25 protein-coding genes are annotated in these 24241 nt (G+C 56.4%); 14 read left to right on the plus strand and 11 right to left on the minus strand.

Annotation, left to right across the window (positions count from 1 at the left end; all coding sequences use genetic code 11):
• Nucleotides 1–41 precede the first annotated feature (41 nt).
• Both KUV41_RS15815 and KUV41_RS15820 read right to left on the minus strand, forming a co-directional pair.
• Complete coding sequence (locus KUV41_RS15815) at nt 42–335, minus strand: co-chaperone GroES (RefSeq protein WP_045994577.1); 294 nt, start codon at nt 333–335, stop codon at nt 42–44.
• Between the two features lie 567 nt (nt 336–902).
• Nucleotides 903–1463 carry an FxsA family protein gene (locus KUV41_RS15820; RefSeq protein WP_222486716.1) on the minus strand — a complete coding sequence of 187 codons (561 nt, stop codon included), beginning with the start codon at nt 1461–1463 and terminating at the stop codon, nt 903–905.
• Between the two features lie 476 nt (nt 1464–1939).
• Between KUV41_RS15820 and KUV41_RS15825 the strand changes: the two genes are divergently transcribed.
• Nucleotides 1940–2701 (plus strand): SDR family NAD(P)-dependent oxidoreductase, encoded by a 762-nt coding sequence (locus KUV41_RS15825; protein WP_222163112.1) that lies wholly within the window; start codon nt 1940–1942, stop codon nt 2699–2701.
• 114 nt (nt 2702–2815) lie between these two features.
• On the opposite strand, the gene KUV41_RS19665 is transcribed toward KUV41_RS15825, so the two are convergent.
• Complete coding sequence (locus KUV41_RS19665) at nt 2816–3178, minus strand: ComEA family DNA-binding protein (RefSeq protein WP_222486717.1); 363 nt, start codon at nt 3176–3178, stop codon at nt 2816–2818.
• A 430-nt stretch (nt 3179–3608) separates the two neighbouring features.
• Here KUV41_RS19665 and pyrF point away from each other — a divergent pair, with 430 nt between their 5' ends.
• A complete protein-coding gene (pyrF, locus tag KUV41_RS15835) occupies nt 3609–4307 on the plus strand; it encodes an orotidine-5'-phosphate decarboxylase (RefSeq protein ID WP_222163114.1) in 699 nt (232 codons plus the stop codon).
• 15 nt (nt 4308–4322) lie between these two features.
• On the opposite strand, the gene lapB is transcribed toward pyrF, so the two are convergent.
• The 3 genes from lapB to KUV41_RS15850 form a co-directional block, all read right to left on the minus strand.
• Nucleotides 4323–5501, minus strand: a complete 1179-nt coding sequence (gene lapB / locus KUV41_RS15840) for a lipopolysaccharide assembly protein LapB (RefSeq protein WP_222486718.1) — start codon at nt 5499–5501, stop codon at nt 4323–4325.
• A complete protein-coding gene (locus tag KUV41_RS15845; RefSeq protein WP_206937961.1) occupies nt 5502–5807 on the minus strand; it encodes a lipopolysaccharide assembly LapA domain-containing protein in 306 nt (101 codons plus the stop codon). It abuts the gene before it with no gap.
• 84 nt (nt 5808–5891) lie between these two features.
• Nucleotides 5892–6188 (minus strand): integration host factor subunit beta, encoded by a 297-nt coding sequence (locus KUV41_RS15850; protein WP_045994571.1) that lies wholly within the window; start codon nt 6186–6188, stop codon nt 5892–5894.
• 247 nt (nt 6189–6435) lie between these two features.
• Here KUV41_RS15850 and KUV41_RS15855 point away from each other — a divergent pair, with 247 nt between their 5' ends.
• Entirely contained in the window at nt 6436–6738 is a 303-nt protein-coding gene (locus tag KUV41_RS15855; protein WP_222486719.1) for a succinate dehydrogenase assembly factor 2, read from the plus strand.
• Nucleotides 6739–7084: 346 nt separating this feature from the next.
• Nucleotides 7085–7393, plus strand: a complete 309-nt coding sequence (locus KUV41_RS15860; RefSeq protein ID WP_222486720.1) for a hypothetical protein — start codon at nt 7085–7087, stop codon at nt 7391–7393.
• A gap of 76 nt (nt 7394–7469) precedes the next feature.
• On the opposite strand, the gene dinB is transcribed toward KUV41_RS15860, so the two are convergent.
• Complete coding sequence (gene dinB, locus KUV41_RS15865) at nt 7470–8528, minus strand: DNA polymerase IV (protein WP_222486721.1); 1059 nt, start codon at nt 8526–8528, stop codon at nt 7470–7472.
• Nucleotides 8529–8687: 159 nt separating this feature from the next.
• Nucleotides 8688–9353 (minus strand): transcriptional repressor LexA, encoded by a 666-nt coding sequence (gene lexA, locus KUV41_RS15870; protein WP_222486722.1) that lies wholly within the window; start codon nt 9351–9353, stop codon nt 8688–8690.
• Nucleotides 9354–9666: 313 nt separating this feature from the next.
• On the opposite strand from lexA, the gene KUV41_RS15875 reads away from it, so the two are divergent.
• Together KUV41_RS15875 and KUV41_RS15880 are read left to right on the plus strand one after the other, a co-directional pair.
• Nucleotides 9667–10329 carry a TetR/AcrR family transcriptional regulator gene (locus tag KUV41_RS15875; RefSeq protein ID WP_222238283.1) on the plus strand — a complete coding sequence of 221 codons (663 nt, stop codon included), beginning with the start codon at nt 9667–9669 and terminating at the stop codon, nt 10327–10329.
• 155 nt (nt 10330–10484) lie between these two features.
• Nucleotides 10485–11003, plus strand: coding sequence for a L,D-transpeptidase (locus KUV41_RS15880; RefSeq protein WP_222486723.1), 519 nt, complete (start codon nt 10485–10487; stop codon nt 11001–11003).
• Nucleotides 11004–11110: 107 nt separating this feature from the next.
• Here the strand turns inward: KUV41_RS15880 and KUV41_RS15885 are convergent, their stop codons facing one another.
• Both KUV41_RS15885 and pilB read right to left on the minus strand, forming a co-directional pair.
• On the minus strand, nt 11111–12634 hold the full coding sequence (locus KUV41_RS15885) for a type II secretion system F family protein (RefSeq protein WP_261396072.1): 1524 nt from the start codon (nt 12632–12634) through the stop codon (nt 11111–11113).
• Nucleotides 12635–12678: 44 nt separating this feature from the next.
• Nucleotides 12679–14511 (minus strand): type IV-A pilus assembly ATPase PilB, encoded by a 1833-nt coding sequence (pilB, locus tag KUV41_RS15890; RefSeq protein WP_315900597.1) that lies wholly within the window; start codon nt 14509–14511, stop codon nt 12679–12681.
• A 228-nt stretch (nt 14512–14739) separates the two neighbouring features.
• Between pilB and KUV41_RS19670 the strand changes: the two genes are divergently transcribed.
• The 8 genes from KUV41_RS19670 to KUV41_RS15930 all read left to right on the plus strand — a co-directional run bounded on the left by KUV41_RS19670 (nt 14740) and on the right by KUV41_RS15930 (nt 23336).
• Nucleotides 14740–15270 carry a prepilin-type N-terminal cleavage/methylation domain-containing protein gene (locus KUV41_RS19670; RefSeq protein WP_315900598.1) on the plus strand — a complete coding sequence of 177 codons (531 nt, stop codon included), beginning with the start codon at nt 14740–14742 and terminating at the stop codon, nt 15268–15270.
• 35 nt (nt 15271–15305) lie between these two features.
• Nucleotides 15306–16733 (plus strand): MBL fold metallo-hydrolase, encoded by a 1428-nt coding sequence (locus tag KUV41_RS15900; RefSeq protein ID WP_222486724.1) that lies wholly within the window; start codon nt 15306–15308, stop codon nt 16731–16733.
• Nucleotides 16734–16799: 66 nt separating this feature from the next.
• Nucleotides 16800–18113, plus strand: a complete 1314-nt coding sequence (locus tag KUV41_RS15905) for a nucleotide sugar dehydrogenase (RefSeq protein WP_222486725.1) — start codon at nt 16800–16802, stop codon at nt 18111–18113.
• 16 nt (nt 18114–18129) lie between these two features.
• On the plus strand, nt 18130–19083 hold the full coding sequence (locus tag KUV41_RS15910; RefSeq protein ID WP_222486726.1) for a Gfo/Idh/MocA family oxidoreductase: 954 nt from the start codon (nt 18130–18132) through the stop codon (nt 19081–19083).
• The gene (locus KUV41_RS15915) at nt 19080–19661 is read left to right on the plus strand and encodes an acyltransferase (protein ID WP_222486727.1); all 582 of its coding nucleotides are present in this window, start codon (nt 19080–19082) and stop codon (nt 19659–19661) included. The genes KUV41_RS15910 and KUV41_RS15915 overlap by 4 nt, the downstream gene beginning before the upstream one ends.
• Nucleotides 19658–20743 carry a DegT/DnrJ/EryC1/StrS family aminotransferase gene (locus tag KUV41_RS15920; RefSeq protein WP_222486728.1) on the plus strand — a complete coding sequence of 362 codons (1086 nt, stop codon included), beginning with the start codon at nt 19658–19660 and terminating at the stop codon, nt 20741–20743. The genes KUV41_RS15915 and KUV41_RS15920 overlap by 4 nt, the downstream gene beginning before the upstream one ends.
• Nucleotides 20744–21106: 363 nt before the next feature.
• Entirely contained in the window at nt 21107–22003 is an 897-nt protein-coding gene (locus tag KUV41_RS15925; protein ID WP_222486729.1) for a glycosyltransferase, read from the plus strand.
• 7 nt (nt 22004–22010) lie between these two features.
• Nucleotides 22011–23336 (plus strand): lipid II flippase MurJ, encoded by a 1326-nt coding sequence (locus tag KUV41_RS15930; protein ID WP_222486730.1) that lies wholly within the window; start codon nt 22011–22013, stop codon nt 23334–23336.
• A 175-nt stretch (nt 23337–23511) separates the two neighbouring features.
• On the opposite strand, the gene KUV41_RS15935 is transcribed toward KUV41_RS15930, so the two are convergent.
• Nucleotides 23512–24241 (minus strand): IS3 family transposase (locus KUV41_RS15935; protein ID WP_222486731.1); only part of this gene is annotated, 730 nt, incomplete at its 5' end.

A 24241-nucleotide genomic window follows, 5' to 3' on the forward strand; every position in this document is an offset into this window, starting at 1 on the left:
TCAAAAGTGAACGTTGAAACGACCGAGTCAGTGGCGTGGGCTCAGCCCTCGACGACTGCCAGGATGTCGGACTCGCTCATGATCAGGACTTCCTCGCCGTCGATCTTCTGCTTCTCGACGCCAAAGCCATCCTTGAAGATCACGGTGTCGCCGACCTTCACGTCCAGAGGACGTACGTCGCCGCTCTCGAGAATCCGGCCGTTACCGACGGCGAGCACTTCGCCACGAGTCGGTTTTTCCTGGGCGTTGCCCGGAAGCACGATGCCGCCTGCGGTCTTCTGCTCTTCCTCAACGCGACGGATGACGACGCGATCGTGCAAGGGACGGATGTTCATTGCTCACGTTCTCCTGATGGTTTTGCTAGGCCGGGGCATCCACCCGCGGCGGTTCATTGTTCACTCTCGTCGTGACGCAGATCGCGGCGAGAGCTGGAGGTCATGGCCAGGCTGCCGATGAAAGTGGCAGGCCTTTGTCGGCCCTCCTGTCAAAGGCGAGGGAGCAACCCCCTCACCGAAGCTTGATGCTGATCTGGTAAGTGGGGCTGGTGAAGGGGCTTTCAAGGGCGAGGACGAAATTTTTTTCACACTCATGCGCCCCGTCAGCGCATCACGGCACAACCTTGGCGCAAACCTGGGCACGCCCACGGGCAATCTCCTCCCACAAGTGTGACGACAGCGGTGACGACAGCGGTGACGACAGGAAAACGACAGGGGTGATGAGGGGGATGATGAGATGGAGAGAGGGGACAACAAGAATAGCGAGAGGGCTGAGGAAAATGCTGGAGATAGTGCTGGAGGGAGCGCTGAGGATAGCGCCATGAAAAGGGGCGAAGACAGGGGCCGTTAAAGCCACTATCTCCGCCCCTGTTTCCGCCCCTGTCTCGGCCACTGTCTCCCGCAGGCTTAGCGTCGACGATCGTCCTTGCTGATAAATTCGCCTTCGATGGGGTCGCCGTCACCGTTGTCGGAGCCCTGTTGCTGCCGTTCCTGCTGCTGGCTGGTGCCAGCGTCCCGGCCAGAGGCTTGCTCCCAGCCATTGGCTGAACCGGCGCCGAAGTCAGGGCCTTGCGAGCCACCGTAGCCAAAGCTTGAGCCACCCATCTGGAAGCCCTTCATGCGAATGCCAACCTTGGCCAGCAGCTTGCCCAGCAAGCGACGAGCATCCGGGATCAGGCACATGAAGCCAAGGGCATCAGACAGAAAACCGGGGGCCATCAGCAGCGCACCGCCAAAGATCAAGGCAGCACCGGTCATCAGCTCCGAGGAGGGGATTTCGCCGCGGGCCATGCGCTCCTGAGCGCGGGCGAAGGTCGCCACACCCTCACGACGGATCAGATGCAGGCCGATAAAGCCGGTAGCCAGCACCAGGGCGAGGGTCGACAGCAGACCGATCTCACTGCCGACCGAAAACAGCACGGCGAAGTCGAGCAGGGCAAAAATGGTGAAGATAAGAAGGAAGGGCATGTCAGCTCCGCGTTGTGGTCTGTTGAGAAGATGGGGGTGAAAGGCGAAGAGTTCAAGCATCAACCTCTGGCGCTGATGCACAGTGCCCGACGGTCGCTCACACCGGCGTCCCCGTCACCGCGTGGTAGTGGTTAGTCAGTGGCTGTGAGCGTCTGGGGCGAGCCGCAGCTGTCACTGCATCGCAGTGGAATATTGTAGTTTGCGTTTTTGCGTGAGTGACGTGAAGTCGACTATCGACTCGGACGGATTGATTGGTGCGTCAATGGCTTATAGCGGGTATGCCATCGCCTGCAAACTAGCGTTTGGCGCGAGCCGGGTGTCGGAAGGTAGCGCCGCGCCGGGAAACTTGGCATGCTGCAACGCAATAACTGCTCGTTGTGCAGCGTTCCGGGTCCCCGATCCGTGGAGCACGCGTCGGCGAGCCACCGACCGGCCTGTCTGCCATGGCACGGCTGGTGCTTACCAGGGGAAACCGTATGCAGTTGGAAAATGCCGTCATTGCCATCACCGGTGGTGCTCGTGGCCTGGGGCTCTCCATGGCCCATCATCTGGGCAAGCTGGGTGCCCGGCCTGCACTGATCGACTTCGATAATGATCAACTCGACAAGGCCGTCAACGAGTTGGTGGACGCCGGTATCGATGCCCGCGGGTTCGTCGCCAATGTGGCGGACGAAGCGTCGGTCACGGAAGTCTTCGCCGACATTCGCCAGGGCATGGGCCCGCTGGATGGGCTGATCAACAATGCCGGCATCCTGCGCGATGGTCTGCTGGTCAAGGCTCGCGATGGCAAGGTAGAGAAGACGCTTGGGCTGGATGCCTGGCAGGCGGTCATCGACGTCAACCTTACCGGCGTGTTCCTGTGCGGACGGGCTGCCGCCGCTGCCATGATCGAAGACGGCCGTAACGGCGTTATCGTCAATATCTCCAGCATCTCGCGGGCCGGTAACATGGGGCAGAGCAACTACGCCGCCGCCAAGGCCGGTGTGGCTGCCTTGACCGTGACCTGGGGGCGTGAGCTGGCGCGCCACGGCCTGCGTGTGGCTGCCGTCGCTCCCGGGTTTATCGAAACCGAGATGACCGCGTCCATGCGTGAAGACATGCTGGACAAGCTGACGGCTGGAGTACCGGTACGCCGCTTGGGGGCTCCCGACGAGATCGCCAAGACCGTGGCCTTTATCTTCGACAATGACTACGTCAATGGCCGCGTGATCGAGGTAGACGGTGGTCTGCGCCTCTAAGCGTGGCCGGTCTTACTCTTACGTTTGGTGCCCATCAAGCACCCGCCACGTCCCGTGGCGGGTGCTTGCGCGATGAACGCTATTCTTGGTGACGCCGATCGTGACGCCAACAAGTCAGTCGGTGCTGATTTCGTCCTTGAGCCGCGCCACGGTGTTGGCGCCAATGCCTTTTACGCGAGTCAGGTCCTCTGCGCTGGTGTAGGGTCCATTGACCTGGCGGTCTTCGACGATGGCTTGCGCCTTGGTGGGCCCAATGCCCGGCAGCTCGGCCAGCAGCTCAACACTGGCCTCATTGACGTTGATGGGCGCAATGCTGGGGCCTTCCGCAGCGAAGGCCGGATGGGCCAGGCTGAGCCAGGCGACACTAAGCCAGGCCAGCGTCACGAGCGCGAGCCCATGGAACCCGCGACGATGGACAGTGCGGTGAGTGGTAGACGTGCGGTGATGGACAGACGGGTGGTCGTTGAATGTTGGCATGAGAGACGTCCTGTTGTTGTTGGAAATGGGCGGCCAAGCGCTGTGTGTCAGCAATAGCAGCAGCACCTGTGCCAGAAAGGCCGCGCCGTCGATCTTTTAGGTGTGCGCCAAGCCCTCCCGAGTGAACAGTCGTTGGCGTTGTCCTGGTGGCCGTCGGCTGTCTTCTCTCACCTTAGGGTTAGATAAGAAAACACTGTTATAAGAATATTCTTAATAAAATATCAGTCATCTATGAAGATCTGAGCCAGCCAAGCGGCAGCGCAGGTAGCGCCAAGGCTGATATACTGCGGCGATTTGGCGCCCTTTGCCTGCTGCGGGCTAGCCGGTAGCGAGCCTGGCTCAAGGCCCCAGTATTGCCCCCCCGTGCAAGGGCAGTACTCCCGGATCAGCAGGGCGCCAGCGCTTCGTTCACTTCTCGCCGGAGGCCGCCGTGACCCCCTCATCTCCCTTGATCATCGCCCTCGACTACCCCTCCATGGACGCCGCCCTGTGCATGGCAGACCGGCTGGATCCGGAACGCTGCCGCGTGAAGGTCGGCAAGGAGCTGTTTACCCGCAGCGGCCCAAGCGTGCTCGATGCCCTTCACGGTCGCGGCTTCGAGGTGTTTCTCGATCTCAAGTTCCACGATATTCCCAACACGGTGGCCGCAGCGGTGCAGGCGGCGGCAGAGCAAGGCGTGTGGATGGTCAACGTGCACGCCTGTGGCGGTCGTCGCATGATGGAAGCGGCCCGTGAGCGTCTTGAGCAGAACGGTCTGTCCACCCACCTGATCGCCGTGACGGTGCTGACCAGCATGACCGCCGATGAACTGGCGACCACCGGCGTGTCGTCGCCGCTGGACGAGCACGTGGAGCACCTGGCGAAGCTGGCCAAGGATAGCGGCATGGATGGCGTGGTGTGTTCTGCCCAGGAGGCCGCCCGTCTGAAGGCAGCTTGTGGCGACGATTTCCTGAAGGTTACGCCGGGCATCCGCCCGAGTTTTGCTCAGGCGGGGGATCAGCGGCGGATCATGACGCCCCGGCAGGCGATGGACGCGGGCAGTACCCATCTGGTGGTGGGGCGGCCCGTGACTCAGGCAGAAGATCCGATGGCCGCTCTTGCGGCGATCGAGGACGAGCTCAAGGGCTGACGCTCTGTTGTAGCGCTATTCGCCCTCGATGCCAGTGATCGGTTTGGTGGTGCCCCAGTTGCGGCAACGGGGGCACTGCCAGTGCAGGTGCTCCCCCGAGAACCCGCAGCGTCGGCAGCGATGCCGCGGCAACGCCTTCAGCAGCGGCTGGGTGTGTTGACGCAGTAGATCAAAGCGAGTGTCACCGGCGTCAGCGCCGCTGCGCTGGTAAAGCCCCATCAGATAGTCGACGCCGCCCAGGCTCGGCTCCTTCCTTAGCTGTTCGGTAATCAGCTCGATGGCTTCGTCATCGTTGCCACGCACCTGCCTGAGCGTCTGGGCCAGCAGCACGATGACACTGGTGCAGGGGTTGAGCTCCAGCAGGCGCCGCAAGTGCTCGATCAGGCCCTCGGGATCGTCCAGCAGCTGATAGGTGCGCTCCAGCGGCTCCAGCAGGGTGGGGATGAACACCACATCCTGCTGGGGAATGCGGTCAAGAAACTTCAGTGCCTGGCGGTATTGGCCGGTGTCGTGGCACAGCTTGGCATGCACGAGATTGGCGCGGATGCAGCGCTCGTCGATGGACAGCGCTTGCTTGAGGTGCTTGCGGGCGACCCCGTGGCTATTGGAGGTGCGGGCTATTTCCGCCAGCTCGCAATGCCAGTGGGCTGCCGCGCGGCGCAGGTCGTCGTGCTGGCGGGTCAGCTGCGGTACGGCAACCTCGATGGCGTTCTGCCACTCCCCTTCACGCTCGAACAGGTCCACCAGGAGCCGCTTGGCGTGGTGGCGAATCTCGGCGTGGGTGTCCTCCTTGACCAGGCCCTTGAGCAGCCGTTCGGCACGGTCATGCAGACCCAGGTGCAGGAAGTCGCGGGACAGCTCGAGCTGGACCCAGGCGCCCTGGTGGGCATCGAGGAACGGCCGGGCGAGCAGATTCTGGTGAATCTTGACCGCTCGGTCGGCCTCCCCGCGAGAGCGGAACAGGTTGCCCAGGGTGACATGGGTCTCGATGGTGTCGCTGTTCACTTCAAGCGCGGAGATAAACGTTTCGATGGCCCTGTCCTGCTGGTCGTTGAGCAGGTAGTTGAGGCCGACGAAATAGTCGCGATGCAGGCTGGGGGCAGGGCGTTGTTGCGGACGGCTTTCCCGCCGGCCGAGCGCCCAGCCAATGGCGAGGGCGACGACCAGCAGGCCCAGTAGCAGGAGATCCGGCATTCAGGGCAGTTCCTTCATCTCCTGCACTCGAAGGCGGTCGAGTTCCTTGCGCTGCTGCTGGTTGTGGCGCTGGGCGCGGGTGAGCAGCGTGCGCAGCCTGATGTAGACGCCGGTCATGGCGAGCATGCCGAGCAGGACGCCCACGGCCAGGGAGGCCAGCAGCCAGACGGACAGGGATGCCTCGGGCAGCTCGAACCAGATCAGGTTCAGCGGCAGGGCCTGTTGGTTATTGGTCGCGAACAGGATACCGATGATCAGTACCGCCAGCAGAATGATGGCCATGATCAGGCCTTTTAGCCAACGCATGTGTGACTTCCCGTAGTGAGACGAAGAGAGGTTGAGCCAGAGATAACGGAAAACGCTGGCGCGAGTGGGCCCAGACGTTGGTCGCTAGTATCCCAGCGCACGGCTGGCATCGACCTGTTCGCGCAACTCTTTTCCTGGCTTGAAGTGTGGCACGAACTTGCCTTCCAGCTCCACCGCTTCGCCGGTCTTGGGGTTGCGTCCTACCCGTGGCTCCCGATAGTGCAGAGAGAAACTGCCGAAGCCACGAATTTCGACGCGCCCGCCATCGGCCAGGGTGTCGGTGATGTCATCCAGAATGAGGCGCACCGCAGCCTCAACGTCCTTGATCGACAGCTCGGGCTGCCGCATGGAGATCTGCTCTATCAGTTCGGACTTTGTCATCGGTTATCTCCGTGAGTCCCATCTGGGTGATGAGCGCTGGTCAGGCCAGTGTCGAGGATTGCGTCGATCGCAGTCCCTTGTTTTTAGATAGCATACTTTTCAAGTGTTGATAAAACAACGCACTACATTGATCGACATTCGTGGCAGGCCCTTGCCCGGCATCACCTTTTTCGCCGCCGTGCGGCTGCCCGCCGTTGGTGCCTGCGCTATACTGGCGCCACACTTAACATCCCAGACGAGGTTCCCCTTGGATCAACCGTCTTCCGCGGCCTCCCAGCTCGAGGCCGAGCGCAAGCGCCTGCACTGGCACTCCCGTCGCGGCATGTGGGAGCTGGACCTTCTTTTGCTGCCGTTTCTGGAACACCGCTACGATGATCTTGATGAGGCCGACAAGGCCGCCTATCGCGACCTGATCACCGAGGAGGATCAGGACCTGTTTATATGGCTGATGCGTCGCGAGTGGCCGGAAGAGCCGACTCGCCGGCGTATCGTGCAGATGATCGTGGACTATGCAGAGACCACGGGTCACGGCCACAATCGGGGCCTCTGACCGACAGCATCTCGCCCATAGTGCAGTGGTGGTGGCGGTCAGTCTGATCGTCGCCATCGTCCTGCCTTCCCCGCTCGGGGGATATGTTGTTGCCTTGCTCGGTGCTGTGCTGATTCGCAGCGCCCGCCATCCTCTCCTCGGTCAGTTGCGCTGCCTGCCTGGGCCACAGGCCACGCCGGCCACGTCGCCTTCCGCTATTTCCGCCGGGACGTCCTTCGCGCTGCCTTCCACACTGTCTTCCCCGCTGTTTTCCAAACCGCCTGTGTCGAGGTTGCAGACGTACCTGAGCCCCTGTGGCTGCCTTGGACGATTTCCTGGTCGATGGCGTCGGTGGTGGCAAGGTGCCATGGCGTTTGTCGCTGGGCTGGCGTCCGTCTCAGTGCCTGTTCCCGGACACTGGCAGTGGCGTCCTGACGTCTGTCAGGACGGGCATGGGCCCGTCACCGCCTCAGAAGACAGTCACGCTCCCTGGCACGACATCGACCTCTATTGCATCAGTGTGGGTCATTACCTGATCGCCCTGCGCTGGCATGGCCGAATCCACTGGTTGTGGCATGACGCCGTGGACCCCGGTGAATGGTGGCAGCTCAAGCGTTACCTGCTGGGAATGGAGGCCTCGAACAAGGGGCGCCTGGCGAGCGAGCACGATCAATAATGCGACGAGCAACGCGACTCGTGAGAGGGCGGCGTTTGCGTACCGTAGCATGATGATGAGCGGGGGTAGCGGGCACCTAGAAGGGCAGGGTCAGCTGCTGACGCGCCTCTTGTGGCACCAGCCTGACGCCAACCCCAAGCAAGCGCACCGGTCGTTGTGCTCGTTGCCAGGCCTGGTCCAGCAGCTGCGCAAAGGTCGCGGGGTCAGGTTCCAGGCCGCGGGACTCCAGGGTGGTGGTGGTGAAGTCATCGAAGCGTACCTTCACGAACACGCCAGCCAGAGGCGGCCGACCGTTGCGGTCGATGCGCGCCTTGAGCTTTTCGCACAGCTCCACCAGTGCCAGCTGCGCGGCGCTCAAGTCGGGCAGGTCGCGTCCGTAGGTGCTTTCGACGCTGATCGACTTGCGTTCCCGCTCTACCTTGACCGGCCGCTCATCGATGCCGCGGGCCAGTTCGTACAGACGGCGGCCGAACTTGCCGAATTCGTCCAGCAGGCGATCAATGGGCTGGGCGCGCAGCTCTTCGCAGGTGGTAATACCCAGCGCATCCAGGCGCGCCCCGGTAGCCGGGCCCACGCCGTGCAGCTTGCGCACGGGCAAGGCCAGCACAAAGGACTCGACCTGGTCCGGGGGGATGACCGTCAGGCCGTCTGGCTTGTCCCAGTCGCTAGCGATCTTGGCGAGAAACTTCGACGGGGCAGCACCGACGGACACAGTGATACCGGTGCGGGCCAGGCACTGTTCCTTCAGCCAGCGGGCCATCCAGGTAGCGCTGCCCTTGAAGCCAGAGACATCCGTGACGTCTAGATACGCTTCGTCTAGCGATAGTGGCTCCACCAGCGGCGTCAGCTCGTGGAAGATGGCCTGGATCTGGCAGGAGACCTCGCGATACTTGTCGAAGTTGGGTGGCACCAGCGTGAGTTGAGGACACAGGCGCAGGGCGCGGGAAGTCGGCATGGCCGAATGGATGCCGAACTTGCGCGCCGGGTAGTTGCAGGTGGTAATGACGCCACGCCCCTCACGGGCGCCACCCACGGCCAGCGGGATATCCCGCAGGGCCGGGTTGTCGCGCATCTCGACGGCGGCGTAAAAGCAGTCGCAGTCGGCGTGAAGAATCTTGCGTACCGGTTCCGTCATGGTCTGGCCTGGCAGCGGCGCGGCGTCTAATCATCCATCCGAAAGGGTGAGGCGGGGCCTTGGCCTAGCTTAGCGTCAGCCTCAGTGTTAACCCAAGTGTTGACCCCAGCATTAACCGCAGCACCAACCTTCGCATTAACCTTCCTATTAACCTTTGTATTAACCCAGGGCCTGGCCGTTACCACCGCGAATGACACCGACCCCAACGCCCTCGATGTCCAGGCTGTCCCGCCGCAGGTCCAGGGTGATGGGAGCGAAGTCGGGGTTTTCCGCCTGCAGGGTGACGTGATGTCCGTCGCGCTGGAAACGCTTGACGGTCACCTCGTCCTCGAGGCGTGCCACCACGATCTGGCCGTTGCGAATGCGTTCAGTACGATGCACGGCGAGCAGGTCGCCCTCCAGAATGCCAACGTCCTTCATCGACAGGCCGCGCACGCGCAGCAGGTAGTCGGCACGCGGTGTGAAGTAGTCAGGCGGCAGCGGGCAGTAACGATCGATATGCTCTGCCGCCAGGATGGGGCTACCCGCGGCGACTTCACCGATGATCGGCAGGCCCTGGACGGGACTGGTGTCCTGGGGCGCATCGTTGGCGGCGGTGGTGTCGGCGTCCTGGGCTGGCAGACGAATGCCTCGCGAGGTGCCGCGAATCACCCGGATGGCGCCCTTGCGTTCCAGCGCGCGCAGGTGCTCTTCAGCGGCGTTGGGGGAGCGAAAGCCCAGTGCGCGTGAGATCTCCGCACGGGTCGGCGGGTACCCCAGCTCGTTCATGGTCTTGACGATAAAGTCATAGACGTTTTGCTGGCGAGGGGTCAGGGGACGTGTCATGCGGCCTCCCACGGGCGGCGGTGAGTCAGGACGGCAGCGGCAGGGTAGCCCCAGCGTGCTGCCAGACAGCGGGTACCTTCAGCACCCTTGGTGAAGTGTACAGTATGGATGCCTATCCAGTAAAACGGTGATCTGCCTCGAATTTCGCGTTCGGGGTGAGAGGCGTCGTGGCAGTGGTATGAGCGGTCTGATGCACACGTTTCAAACACCGTCTGCGATGGTTGATTGTGCGTAGAGAGCGCCTCCCTTACACTCCGGCTAACATTCAAACAATTGTTTCCAACTGCCCTGACTGACTGGACGGAGCCCGCGAATGGCCCAGACCGATACAGTGACTCGCATTCTGGACACCGCCGAGGTCCTCTTCGCTGAACGAGGTTTCGCGGAAACGTCGCTGCGCAACATTACCGGCAAGGCCAAGGTCAACCTGGCCGCCGTCAACTACCACTTTGGCTCCAAGAAGGCGCTGATCCAGGCGGTCTTCTCGCGCTACCTGGACCCGTTCTCCGACCGCTTCCACGCGGCCATCGATGAGTTGGAACGTGGATACGGCAGCAAGGTCATCCCGCTGGAAGTGCTGCTGGAGACCATGGCCAGAACAGTGCTGGAAGTCCCGGCGGAGCGTCATAGCCTGAAGGTCTTCATGCGCCTGCTGGGTTTGGCCTACAGCCAGGCCCAGGGGCACCTGCGCCGCTATATCCAGGACCAGTACGGCACCGTGTTTACCCGCTTTGTGGCGTTGGTGCGCAAGGCGACCCCGGAGCTGCCGGATTCCGAACGGTTCTGGCGCCTGCATTTTGTTCTGGGTACCGTCATCTTCACCCTGTCTGGCCTCGATGCCTTGCGCGACATCGCCGAGAAGGACTACGAAGAGCACGTGTCGGTGCGTGACCTGGCACGCCGGATGCGGCCAGTGGTGGTAGCGGCCATGAAGGCTCCCTTGCCGGAGCCGCCGCAGGCCAGTTCTCAGGCCTGAAGCCATAGCCCGAAACGAGAGCCCGAAACTAGAGCCCGAAACTAGACCCAAAACCAGGCCCGACACCAAAGCCGCATCGGAACCACCCGGGCGGTGACGCGTCGAACAGGCAACACGGCAGGCATAGCTGCAGCGTAAACAAACAGGGAGAGACGATGCAGACACCGCGACTTGAAGCATTGCCGCCCGCCGATAGCGTGTGGGTGGAGGTCGACACCTCCACCCAGCAATTGACCCTATGGCGGGGCAAGCAGCCGGATTGGCAGTGCCTGGTGTCGACCGGCGTTGCCGGTACTGGCCAGCAAGAGGGCAGCGGCCAGACGCCGCTGGGCTGGCACTACATTCGCGCTGCTATTGGGGATGGAGAGCCAGTAGGTACCGTCTTTCGTGGGCGCCGGCCAACCGGAGAGGTGTTCGACGCCGAGCTGGGCCGTGACAACCCCGAGCGGGACTGGATACTGACGCGCATTTTATGGCTGTGCGGCCTGGAACGGGGCGTCAATCGCGGCGGTAACGTCGACTCTCAGCGGCGCTACATCTACTTCCATGGCACTCCACCGGACAAGCCCATGGGCGTGGCCGACTCCCACGGATGCGTTCGGCTGTGGGACGACGACCTGCTGAAGCTGTTCGATCAGGCGCCCCCTGGGACTCCGGTGTGGCTGCATGATTAAGGTATCCGTTCAAGAGGTCTGTCAGACTGCCATTACCGGCCTGAGCTGATAGCTCTTAGGTTGGGCTTAACGACATCCTCGACGCGTGGTGCCTGGATGATAGCCCGTTACACCACATTGCCCAATTGGAAGATGGGCAGATACATCGCCAGCACCAGGCCGCCGACCACCACCCCCAGCACCACGATGATCAGCGGCTCCAGCAGGCTGGTCAGCGTATCGACCCGGTCATCTACCTCGCGCTCGTAGTGGTCGGCCACCCGGCTTAGCATGCCATCCAGGGCGCCGGCTTCTTCGCCGATAGCCACCATCTGCAAGGCCAGTGACGGAAAGCGCTGTGTTCGCCGCATCGCCAGGTGCAGCCGCTGGCCGCTGGCGACATCGGCCTGCAGGGCCAACACCGCCCGGCGATAGACATCGTTGCCGCAGGCGCCGGCGGCGGTCCTCAGTGCGGTTACTAGCGGTACCCCTGCCGCAAAGGCGGTGGCAAGGGTGCGGCAGAAGCGCGCCACCGCCGCGTGATCCAGAATCGTCCCCACCACCGGCAACCGCAGCGACAGGGCGTGAAGCTTGAGACGAGCCGCCTGGGACTTCGCCACCCGCCAACGAACCGTCGCGACCAGGGTAAACAGGCTTCCCAGCGTGACCAGCCACCAGCGTTGAGCAAACTCCGACAGCAGAATGGTCCACTGGGTCATGGCAGGCAGGCTCGCGCCTACTCCGTCGAACATCTGCTCGAATTGGGGCACCACCTTGATCAGCAGGATCGCGCTGACCGCTATACCCACCGCCACCACCGTGGCGGGATACCAGAGCGCCTTGCGCACGCGACCCTTCAGCAGCTCGCGTTTCTCCAGGTGATTGGCCAGGCGATCCAGCATCTGGTCCAGGGTGCCCGACTGTTCGCCTGCCGCAACCAGATTGACGTACAGGCTGTCGAAGGCGGCTCCCTGTCGCGACAGCGCCTGCGCCAGGCTGGCACCGGCGCTGACATCCATGCCCAGGGCCTGCACGATCAACCGCATGGCGGGGTTGGATAGGCTGTCGGACAGCACCCGAAAGGCCTCCAGTAGCGGTACACCGGCGGTCAGCAGGGTGGCCAGCTGGCGGGAGAACAGCATCAGGTCCCTGGGCTTGATCTGTCGTTGGTAGCGGACCAACTTGCCGGCGGGTTTGAGCTTACGCGGCGTGATGCCCAGCAGGTGTAGTTGACGCTGCGCATCGGGTCGCTTCGATGCCAGCAGCATGCCGGTGCAGGCCAGGCCCTGACGGTCTTCTCCCTTCCACTTCCAGCAGAGCTGTCGTTGCTGCGCGGCCCTTGATCGCCCAGCCGTATCTGCTCGAGCACCTGAGCGCACATCAGGCCTGACACCCGGGCCGCCGATGGGGTGATGAAAAGCGTCGACAGTAGGGGGAGGTGAAGTAGCGCGTTCCCTGCCGGTGGGCAGGCCGGCGATCAGGCGGGTGCCATCATCCGCTCCGCTGTGATTATCTCCATGTCCAGCACCGGAACCAGGACCAGAACCAGAGCCAGGACGAGGATCAGAACCGGGACCGTCGCCATTGGACGGGCGGTGATCCCGGTACACAGGCGAGGAAGAGGGAGAGGACGAACGGTCGCGGAAGGGCATGTGGCTGCATCTCGCATCAAGAGTTAGAGGAAGAACGAAAGCCGCTACGCCGTGGTGATACGGCAGACCTCCGTCAGGCTGGTGACGCCTTCCATCACCCGTTCCAGGCCACTGCGGCGCAGATTGGGAAAGCCCTGGCTGCGGGCGAGGGTATCGAATTCGTCGGCGCTACCGCCGCTGAGAATCAGTCGGCGCATGTGCTCGTCCACCGGCACGACCTCGAACAGCCCCACACGACCCTTGTAGCCCTGGGTGCACTGGCGGCAGCCGACGGCGTCATAGAAGCTGCCCTGCTGGGCCTGTAGCGGACTCAGCCCGTGATGGATGAGCACATCCTCAGGCAGCTGTACCGGTGCCTTGCAGTGGGGGCACAAGCGCCTTGCCAGACGCTGGGCCACGATAAGGGTGACCGCACTGGCAATATTGAAGGATTCGATCCCCATGTTGGCGAGCCGCGAGAGCGTGTCGGCGGCGGAGTTGGTGTGCAGCGTCGACAGCACCAGGTGGCCGGTCTGGGCTGCCTTGATCGCGATTTCGGCGGTTTCCCGATCGCGAACTTCTCCCACCATCACCACGTCCGGGTCCTGGCGCAGAAAAGCCCGCAGGGTGTGGGCGAAGTCCAGCCCGATACGCGGTGCTACATTGACCTGATTGACCCCAGGCAGCTTGATCTCCACCGGATCTTCTGCGGTGCAGATATTGCGCTCGGTGCTGTTGAGCAAGTGGATGCCCGTGTACAGAGTGACCGTCTTGCCGCTGCCAGTGGGGCCGGTCACCAGGATCATCCCCTGAGGGCTCGCCAGGGCCGTCTCGAACAGCTTTCGCTGGCTGGGTGAAAAGCCGAGCTGTTCAATCCCGATACGGGCGGTAGCCGAGGCCAGCAGGCGCAGCACCAGCTTCTCGCCATACACCGTAGGCAAGGAGTTGACGCGAAAATCGATATCCTCGCCGTCGTCCAGTTGGACCTTGATGGTGCCATCCTGCGGGAGGCGCCGTTCGGAGATATCCATGCGCGCCATGACCTTCAAGCGTGAGGCGATGCGGCTGCGCAGGTTGAACGGCGGCTGAGCGACTTCATGGAGCAGCCCATCAATGCGAAAGCGAACGCGAAAGCGGTCCTCGAAGGGCTCGAAATGGATATCCGAGGCGCGCTTTCTGACCGCGTCACGCAGGATGGTATTGACGAACTTCACCACCGGGGCATCGTCTGCCTGGCTGGTGAGGCTAGCCGTCTGGCCGCTGCTAAGGTCCTCGTCGAGCTCACTGTCGTCTGCTGCTACCCGGCGCGGCTCCGCCCGGTTGAAACGCTCACCGCGACTCTGGCCCTGCGCTGCAACGGATTGGCTGCGGCTTGGTGGCGCCTCAGGGCCCAGTTCGCCAATCGCATCGGCAATATCCTCGGCATTGGCCTCACCCAGGTAGGCGTCCAGTAGCAGGGAGAGCTTGTCCATGGGCGCCAGGGCGGGTTTTAGTGGCTTGCCCACCACGAACTGCAGCTCACCCAAGCGAGCGAGCGTGGACGGGTAGGGCACGGCCACGTGCAGATGGTCGTCATCCAGGACCAGGGGCAGTACCTGGTGTTCTCGCAATAACGCCTGGGGGAAGTGGCTGAGGGGCGGCAGCTGCTCCGCCACCACCGTACTCAAATCGGTAAAGTCGAGGCTGTACTCCTCCGCCGCTGCGCGAGTCGCGGGACCGGGTTCGACGCGTCCCGTCTCGACAAGATGGCGCAGCAGCGTGCTGCCTTGGGCCAGGGCGTCGTGCTCGGCGCGTAGCGCCTCCAGCGGTGGCAGCAGGCCCAGGGCCACCAGACGTTGCCCCAGGCCGCTGTGTGGCCCCTGGGCGTGTCTGTCCCCCACAGTTTGATCAAACGGCACAATGGTTCCTCTGCGAGCTAGTATCCAGCGTCGACAATAGCGCCAGTTTACGCCTCAGCGAGTGGTCAATTGCGCCGCAGCGCGTGTTTTGCGCTAGCAACCCGACGCATATCAAGGTTTCAGCGCGCTCAGGCCTGCGCGGCACGAGGTCCGGCGTACTATCCCGATATTCCCCGCCGCACCTCCCGGTCCGGCGATACGTCAAGTCCCACTGAGGAGAGAGTCGTCATGGACGCACACCATCCGTCACACGCGGCGACAGCGTGCACTGAAGTCCGTATTGCGAGTGCCATGCAAAAGCCCACCACCACGGCTTCGGCTGCCGAACCACGCGCCGCGACGCAGACACAGCCGACACAGCGGCAAGGGCAGGGTGGCTTTACCTTGATCGAATTGCTGGTGGTCGTGGCCATCATTGGCCTGCTGTCCGCCATCGCGATACCGCAGTACACCAACTTTCAAAAGCGAGCGGCGGTGAATGCCTGCAAGGAGGAGCTCGCGGCCGCACGAACGGCGCTATCGATAGACGGAACCCTTGCGGAGGTGGACGTGGCTAACACGGGGCTGAAGGACGCCTATTCCTGGTCAGCCTGTCTGGACACCAGTGTGAAGTACACGGCAGGCGTACAAGGAACCGGCGGCACGGCGGATAAGGACGGTGAGCTATACGCAACCCCCTCCTCAGAGAAATTCAAGACGGAAGCGGTGAAGTTGATCATTCCTCCCGTTATGGATGTTGATGACGCCCTCGGCAGTTAAGCGTCAATAACGCAGCAAACGCCAAAGGGTCGCTAATGTCCGACAGATCCACTGAAGAAAATCGTTTACCGTCGGATTTTCCGGCGATTGTGCATCACGGTGGCGCCGACGGCGTCACCGGGAGCTGCCACAGGCTCCAGATCACCCCACACCAGGCCATTTTGATCGACTGCGGGCTGTTTCAGGGCAGCGAACTGAAAGGGCAGAGCAGCTTCGAGCGCCACCAGATCGAGTTTTCCGTCGAAGATGTCGTCGCGCTGGTGGTTACCCACGTGCATATCGACCATATCGGGCGCCTTCCTTATCTTCTGGCCGCCGGCTTCACAGGCCCCATAATTTGTACCCCGCCCAGTGCCAAGCTACTACCGCTGGTAATTGAAGATGCACTGAAAATTGGCTTTACCCGAGATAGAAGACTCATCGAGCGGTTTCTTGATAGAGTCGAGATGCATCTTGAGCCAAGTCCTTATGGTGTCTGGAAAAGTTTCATAGACGAAGAGCAAGTCAAGGTCAAGGTGCGTCTCCAGAACGCGGGGCATATACTCGGTTCTGCATACGTTGAAATTGATGTTGAGGACCAGCGCGCCAGTCTGGATAATCGCTACGTCTTTTCGGGGGACCTGGGGCCGCCCGACACTCCGCTGTTGCCGGACCCCACCCCATTGGAAAAAGCCGACGTCCTGGTGCTGGAAAGCACCTATGGGGATCGTCGGCATGAAGGCCGCAGGACGCGGCGCGCACAGCTCAAGGAAATGATTTATCGTGCACAGCGCGAGGGCGGTAGCGTGGTCATTCCGGCCTTCAGCATAGGCCGCACGCAAGAGCTCCTCTACGAGATAGAGGCCCTGCTGCACGACCTGCCGGGCCAGCACGAGGCAGAAAGCCCAGGCCCCGAGCCCAGCGAAACGCCTCCGATACCCATGGTGGTGGTTGACTCACCACTGGCCGCCAGGTTTACCAAGGTTTACCGCGAGCTAAAGCCCTGGTGGGACAGTGAAGCGAAGCAGCGACTGGAAGACGGCCGCCACCCCCTAAGCTTCGATGGCCTTGTGACCATCGACAGCCACGATGACCACCTCGCCATGGTGGAACAGCTGGCTGAGACGAACACCAGCGCCATTGTGATCGCCGCCAGCGGCATGGCCACCGGAGGTCGCGTCGTCAACTATCTCACGCGACTGCTCCCAGACCCCAGACACACCGTGCTTTTCGTCGGCTACCAAGCCGAAGGCACCCCAGGGCGAGACATCCAGCGGGCTAAGAAAGGCAGCCACGTCCGGATCGAAGACAAAAAAGTCGCCGTCAACGCCACGATCAAGACGATCTCAGGCTTTTCTGCCCATGCAGACCAACAAGACCTGCTGAACTTCGTGCGAAGCGCCAAGGAACCGGTAGGGGAGGTGAGGTTGGTGCATGGGAGTGAGGGGGCGAGGAAGATCTTGATAAGAAATCTCAATGCTTAGATGTCGGGATTTACGTGGCTTCCCAATATTATCTGTAAAGCAAGTGCTAAAAGGAATGGAATGGTTATGTCAAATGCAAAAAATAGCTTGCTTAACAAGCTGAAGTCTAGCGAAGCTATCATCGGCATCGTCGGGCTTGGCTACGTCGGCTTACCCCTAATGCTGCGTTACAATGATGTAGGTTGCCGGGTCTTAGGGTTTGATATTGACTCAGAAAAAGTTGGAAAGTTAAATTCTGGAAAAAGTTATATTGAGCACATACCATCAGAGAAAATCACGAAGGCACAATCCACAGGCTTCGAAGCGACGACAACCTTTGAGCGAATAAGTGAAGTTGACGCGATTATTCTTTGCGTCCCGACTCCTTTAAATAAACATCGTGAGCCGGATATGAGCTTCGTGATTGATACAGCCGAAGTTATTAAACCCTTCTTGAGAGCTGGTCAGATAATATCCCTTGAAAGCACTACTTACCCTGGTACTACTGAGGAGGAATTGCTACCTAGAATTCGGGAAACTGGGTTGACAGTAGGGGAAGAAATTTTCTTAATTTACTCACCTGAGCGAGAGGATCCCGGTAATCTAAATTTTGAGACAAGAACCATTCCAAAAATAGTTGGAGGGTGTACAGAGAGTTGCAAAGATGTGGGTGTTGCATTGTACCTGAAAGCAATAGACGAGGTAGTTCCAGTCAGCTCTACTAAAGTCGCAGAGATGACTAAGCTTCTCGAGAACATCCACAGAGCTGTCAATATAGGGCTTGTGAATGAAATGAAGGTTGTAGCTGATCGGATGGGCATCGATATTTTTGAAGTCGTAGAGGCTGCAGCTACCAAACCATTTGGCTTTACGCCTTACTATCCTGGCCCCGGGTTGGGGGGACATTGTATACCAATTGATCCTTTTTATCTTACTTGGAAAGCAAGAGAATATGGGCTCCATACTCGTTTCATTGAACTGTCCGGGGAGGTGAATAGAGCAATGCCTGAATACGTTGTTGGTAAGTTGATAGAAGGACTAAATGAGAGAGGAAAGGCACTTAAAGGAAGTAAAATATTAGTGCTTGGCATCGCGTACAAAAAAAACGTAGATGATATGCGAGAATCTCCTTCCGTTGAAATTATGGAAATTATCGAGAGCAAAGGGGCGAAAGTCGCATATTCTGATCCACACGTACCGACTTTCCCTCAAATGCGAGAACACCATTTCGATCTCACAAGTGAAGATATCGGCCCCAGTAGCCTTAAAAGTTATGATGCCATAATTATAGCAACTGATCACGATAAGTTTGACTACGACATGATAGGAAAAAATGCAGCTTTAATCGTCGATAGCCGTGGAAAATATCGCGATTCGCAACACAATGTCATTAAGGCTTAAAGCTGAAGGGGGAACTATGAAAAATTTCGCGATGATTGGTGCTGCCGGTTATATAGCCCCTAGGCACTTGAAAGCCATAAACGATACTGGCAACAACCTGATTGCTGCTCTGGATGTGAATGACTCTGTGGGGATATTAGATAGCTATTTTCCTAATACAGATTTTTTTACAGAGTTTGAGCGCTTTGACCGGCACATTGATCGCCTTAGGCGAGACAGTCGAAATGCACAAGCCGAATACATAGCCATCTGCTCTCCAAACTACCTACACGATGCGCATATACGATTTTCACTTCGTTCTGGTGCAGACGCTATATGTGAAAAACCTCTAGTTCTAACACCTGACAATATTGAAGAGTTAAAGACAGTAGAAGCAGAGACTGGTCATAGAGTAAATACAATCCTACAACTTAGGCTACACCCCTCAATAATCGCGCTCCGTGACAGAGTAGCGAGAACTGATCTTCCGACTAAGCACGATGTAGAGTTAACTTATATTACATCACGTGGAAGTTGGTATTTGGAGTCTTGGAAGGGTGATACTAAAAAGTCAGGTGGCATAGCAACGAACATCGGTGTGCACTTCTATGACATGTTACATTTTGTCTTTGGTGAGGTGCAAAAAAATGTAGTTCATTACGTATCAGCCACTAAGGCGGCTGGATATCTGGAGTATACTAACGCTCGTGTTCGGTGGTTTCTTTCGATAGATATAGATGATGTACCTGCAGAAATAAGAAAAGCCGGACAGCGAACCTACAGATCAATCACCTGTGATGGTGATGAAATTGAATTTTCTGGTGGTTTTACGGACTTACATACACGTAGCTACGAAGAAATTCTTAACGGAAATGGATTTGGGTTGGATGATAACTGGGTTGCGATTGACACAGTGACCAATATTCGCAATGCAATACCAAAAGGACTAATAGGTGATTATCACCCATTCTTGAAAGGTCAGACAGTATGAGCGTGATGATCCACGCCTCCGCAATTGTAGATGAAGGGGCTGTAATAGGAGATGATTCTCGCATATGGCATTTTGTGCATGTAAGTGGTGGCGCTAGAATTGGCTGTAGCGTCTCACTTGGGCAAGGTGTTTATGTAGGGAATAAGGTTGTAATCGGTGATAAATGTAAAGTACAGAATAACGTATCAGTCTATGATAATGTCACTCTGGAAGAAGGGGTCTTTTGTGGTCCCAGCATGGTATTCACAAATGTCTATAACCCTCGGTCGCTGATTGATCGAAAGAGCGAATACCTTGCTACTGTGATCAAGAAAGGCGCCACTCTTGGTGCGAATTGCACGATTGTGTGTGGTATCACTATTGGCGAATTTGCATTTATAGGAGCTGGTGCTGTTGTCAATAAAAATGTAGCTGCTTTCGCATTGATGGTTGGTGTTCCAGCAAAACAGATTGGTTGGATGAGCGCACACGGGGATAAGTTAGATTTGCCCGTTTATGGACAAGGCGAGGCAGTATGCCCCTCGACAGGTGATAGGTATGTACTAAAAGGAATGGAAATTGAAAGGATAGTGGAATGATCCCATTTATAGACCTTGAAAGTCAGCAAGCACTAATTAAATCTGAAATTGATACTGCTATACAGCGCGTCCTGTACCACGGCAAGTACATTTTAGGACCGGAAGTTTATGAGCTAGAAGAAAGGTTAGCGGATTATACAGGAGCAAAGTACTGTATTACCTGTGCTAACGGTACCGATGCCCTACAAATTGCACAGATGGCACTCGGGATAGGTGCTGGCGATGAGGTGATTACGCCAGGCTTCACTTATATTGCTACAGCAGAAACTGTGGCGCTTCTAGGCGCAAAGCCAGTGTATGTTGATATCAATCCTCGGACCTTGAATATTGACCCTTGGGAAATTGAATCAGCTATTACACCACAAACTAAAGCAATAATACCAGTTTCATTATATGGACAATGTGCTGACTTTGACAGCATTAACAAGATTGCTGATCGGTATGGTATTCCAGTAATTGAAGATGCAGCGCAAAGCTTTGGAGCAAAATATAAAGGAAATAGGTCCTGTAATCTTTCTACCATAGCTACAACAAGCTTTTTCCCTAGCAAACCTCTCGGTTGCTACGGTGATGGAGGTGCTATATTCACGAATGACGAAGAACTAGCTAGAATAATGAGGCAAATTGCGCGCCATGGGCAAGACCGCCGCTATCATCATGTTAGGGTTGGGGTTAATAGTCGACTAGATACTATACAAGCTGCGATATTGTTGGCAAAGCTTGATATATTTGATAATGAATTGTGTCTGCGAGAAAAGGTGGCAGATGTTTATAATGATTGCATTCAAAGCAGCAGTAGCATCATAGGTCCATTTGTAGAGCCACATAGTAAGAGCGCTTGGGCACAATACACAATTCGAGTCCGTGATCGGGACAAGTTGCAGAAAGTATTACTGGACGCTGAAATTCCCACAGCTATTCACTATCCCATTCCTCTAAACAAACAGCCAGCAGTTTCAGACATAAATTCGAAATTGCAACAGGGAGACCGTGCTTCTGAGGAAGTTATCTCTCTACCTATGCACCCATATTTAGGAAGAAACACTCAGAACCTTATATGCAGAATCTTAAGCTGCTATTAGGTTCTGTAATGAAGAGGCGTAATCTTTTTGAAGACGTTATACATTTTAACCAGTTCATATCCATATCCGCCGGGCGAGCAATTTATCGAAGACGAGGCGTGCTACTGGAAGAACCTTAATTATGATAGAGTCGTACTTTTACCGGCGCTAACGTCAGGCAAGCCCAGACAACTGCCAGACGATATTGAGTTAGACCTATCTCTGAGTCAGTCTAATAAGTTCCTTAAAGCTTTTTGGCTATTTCCAGCTTTGGTTAGTAGTATCTTTTTTAAAGAATGCAAGTGGATATTTAGGAAGAAAGGACTTGACTTTAATGCATTGTATCTAGCTCTGAAAGAAGTTGCTGCGTTAAAGAGAGCTAGCGTGAAGCTGCGCAATATACTACGTAAAGATGACTCCTCATCTGTTTTTTATTGTTATTGGAATAACTATTATAGTTATGCAGCCTGCGAGTTAAAAAACAAGCTCTCTCGAATTAAAGTTGTTAGTAGGACTCATCGATATGATCTGTACGAGAGTCAAAGCTCGTCCGGATATCTACCTCTTAAAAGGCAATATGCTAAAAATTTCGACAAGATATTCTTTCTCTCTGCTGAGGGTAAACAATATTTTGAAGAGAGGTATGGCATTGAAAGTTCTAGTGCAGAAGTCTCTCCTCTTGGGGTGCCTATACCGAAAGTTGAATCAGCGGGAAGTAATGATGGCGAATTTCATGTGGTTTCGCTTTCGTTTTGTGCACCAATTAAGAGAATTGATAAAATCATTGATGCTATAGCCCTTTTTGCCGAAAATAATACTGATGTTAAAGTTCGCTGGACTCATATCGGTGGGGGGAGTTTACTCGAAATGCTAAAGGAGCTAGCCGTGTCGCGCCTGGGAAAGGCAAATAATGTCTCTTTCGAATTTGCAGGCATGATGGAAAATAGGCTGGCGAAGGACTTTTTTGTCTCTAACCCAGTGGATGTTTTTGTTAACTCAAGCGAGTCTGAGGGTATACCAGTCTCGATTATGGAAGCAATGAGTACTGGAATACCAGCGATTGCGCCTAATATAGGCGGTATTGCGTTCCTTATAGATGAATATAATGGAGTATTACTAAGCGATTCTCCTGATGCGAATGAAATATCCCTAGCATTTGAACACGTTTTTTACCACGAAGGTATAGACACTCTAAGAAGACGGGCCCGAGAAAAAATTCAAAATGAATATTCTGCGGAAATTAACTATGCAAGATTTGTCGATACATTGAATAATCTATAGTAACTATATGAAGAATGCACTGCAATCGTTAGGCTTCAAGGGTTTTATTCGAAATGTAGGCGCCACATTTGTTAGGCAAGTAGGCTCTGGCTTGATTCAGCTAGCTACTGTGGCCCTCATAGCTAAAGCTTTTGGTGCGCAAGGTAATGGAATTTATTCGGTAGCTTTGTTACTACCATTGACACTAGCTTCACTTTTGAACCTCGGCCTCTCCCCTGCAAACGTTTATTATCTTGGGGCGGGAAAGGTTAGTGCATTAACGGCCTGGCGCAAGACTATGTCTGCGTATATGGTTATCGTTACTATAGGGCTGTTGTTTGGTAGCAGCCTCATTCTGATATTTAGAGATACTCTGTTTCCAGGAGTACAGCCTTTTATTCTGTGGATTGCGCTCACAATATTTCCTTTCCTACTTTTATTGAATTTTGTTTCTAGTTTTTTTCAAGGTATGCAGCAGTTCAAGAGTTTTAATATTATCTTGCTGTTGCAGCCCCTTATTACACTTTCCGGAGTCTGTACGGTCTTACTCCTTGATGTTAAGAGCGTAGGCGCACTACTGATATCTTATTTAATAGGAGTCGCGTCAACATTGTTAGTATCTCTTGTGTTGGTAAGAAAGTTATTAACTGGAGGTCAGGATGAATTAGAAAGCTACCTAAAGAGCTCTATGTTGTATGGGTTGAAGGCCCATTTAAGTAATGTAATAACTTTTATCAATTATAAATCTGATGTGTTTTTAGTTAATTTCATAGTGGGACCGGTCGGGGCAGGGGTTTATGTTGTTGCTGTGCAATTTGCTGAGCGTCTCTGGATTCTGTCAACAGCGGTGAGTACAGTGCTTTTACCACGACTTTCAGAACTATCCAGAGAAGAAGACAAAATGCATTATGTGACACCACTCGTTTGTCGCTGGGTTATCATGTTAACTTTGTTCGGTTCCATTTTGCTGTTAGCGATTGTTACGCCGATTATTGATATTGTTTTTACAGATGAGTTTGATAATGTGGTTAATATTTTAATTTTTTTATTGCCTGGTATAGTCCTATGGTCGGGGGGACGGGTATTGTCCAACGATATTGCTGCTCGCGGAAAGCCGGAGCTGAATTTGTACGTATCAATTATTGTTCTTGTTACTAACATTCTTCTGAATATATTACTTATTCCACAGTTCGGTCTGATTGGGGCTGCTACAGCAACTTCAATTGCGTATGTATTGGATTTCTTAATTAAGTTGAAAATCTATAGTGTATTGGTGAGATGTGGTATGCTTGAGCCAGTTGTAGTTAAATTTGAAGATATACGAAATATTGCAAAAATAGTAAATTTAAAATAGACATCCAGTTAGATTAAGTGGTTTAAAACAGTAGCATTAAAGCTTATTAAGTTTTTTAAAGCTTCAATATGCCTACTTATGGTTAAATGACATTGCAGATAACTTAATCTGAATTTGACAATTGTGGCATCACATTAATTCTCTAGGTGTGGTGACTCCTTGGTTTTTGCACACCCTACGCCGCTAACGCCGGGTGTGCTTGGGGTGCCACATAGCCTAGAGACTGATGTGGCCGCTCTTCGTTGTAGTACCGGATCCAGCGGCTAATTACCGCTCGGGCCTGGCCCAGCGACTCGAACCGGTGCTGCCAGATGCATTCTTCCTTCAGGGACCGGAAGAAGCGCTCAACGAGGCCGTTTTGCTCCGGGGTGTAGGGCGTCGTGAATTCTTGTGTGAGCCCGTAGGCCTTCACTGTCGCCGTATAGTGTTGACTGCTGAAAACGAGGCCGTTGTCAGAGCGAAGGGCCAGCGGTTGATGAATCCGGCCCAGTGCGCCGAATCGATGTACCAGAGCTTCTTCCAGCGCTGCGTCAGCCGTCTTGCTGCTGCCGTTGTCCGACAATCGCCAACCAAGGATCTCTCGGGTGCAACAGTCGATGATCACCGCCAGGCTGGCCCGCCGATCCTTAACGCACCACACATGGGTGAGGTCGGTGGCCCAACGCTCATCAGGCCGAGAGGCGACGGACGGCAGGCTCCGGGCACGTGGCCGGAAGCCTTGGGGCCGCTTGCGCACCTGCCAGCCTTTAAGCTGCAAGATGCGTTGGATCGGCTTGCGGTTCTCCACCAGGACGCACGCCAGACGGCGATAGCCGTAGGTGGGGAACTGCTCCAGCGCAAGCTTCACTCTCTTGGTTAGCTCCGTATTGATCGTGCGTCGCCGCGGCCTCTGACGGTAATACAAC

Origin of the sequence: Halomonas sp. DP8Y7-1 (genome assembly GCF_019801685.1) — a bacterium.
GTDB classification, from domain to species: Bacteria; Pseudomonadota; Gammaproteobacteria; order Pseudomonadales; family Halomonadaceae; genus Halomonas; species Halomonas litopenaei_A.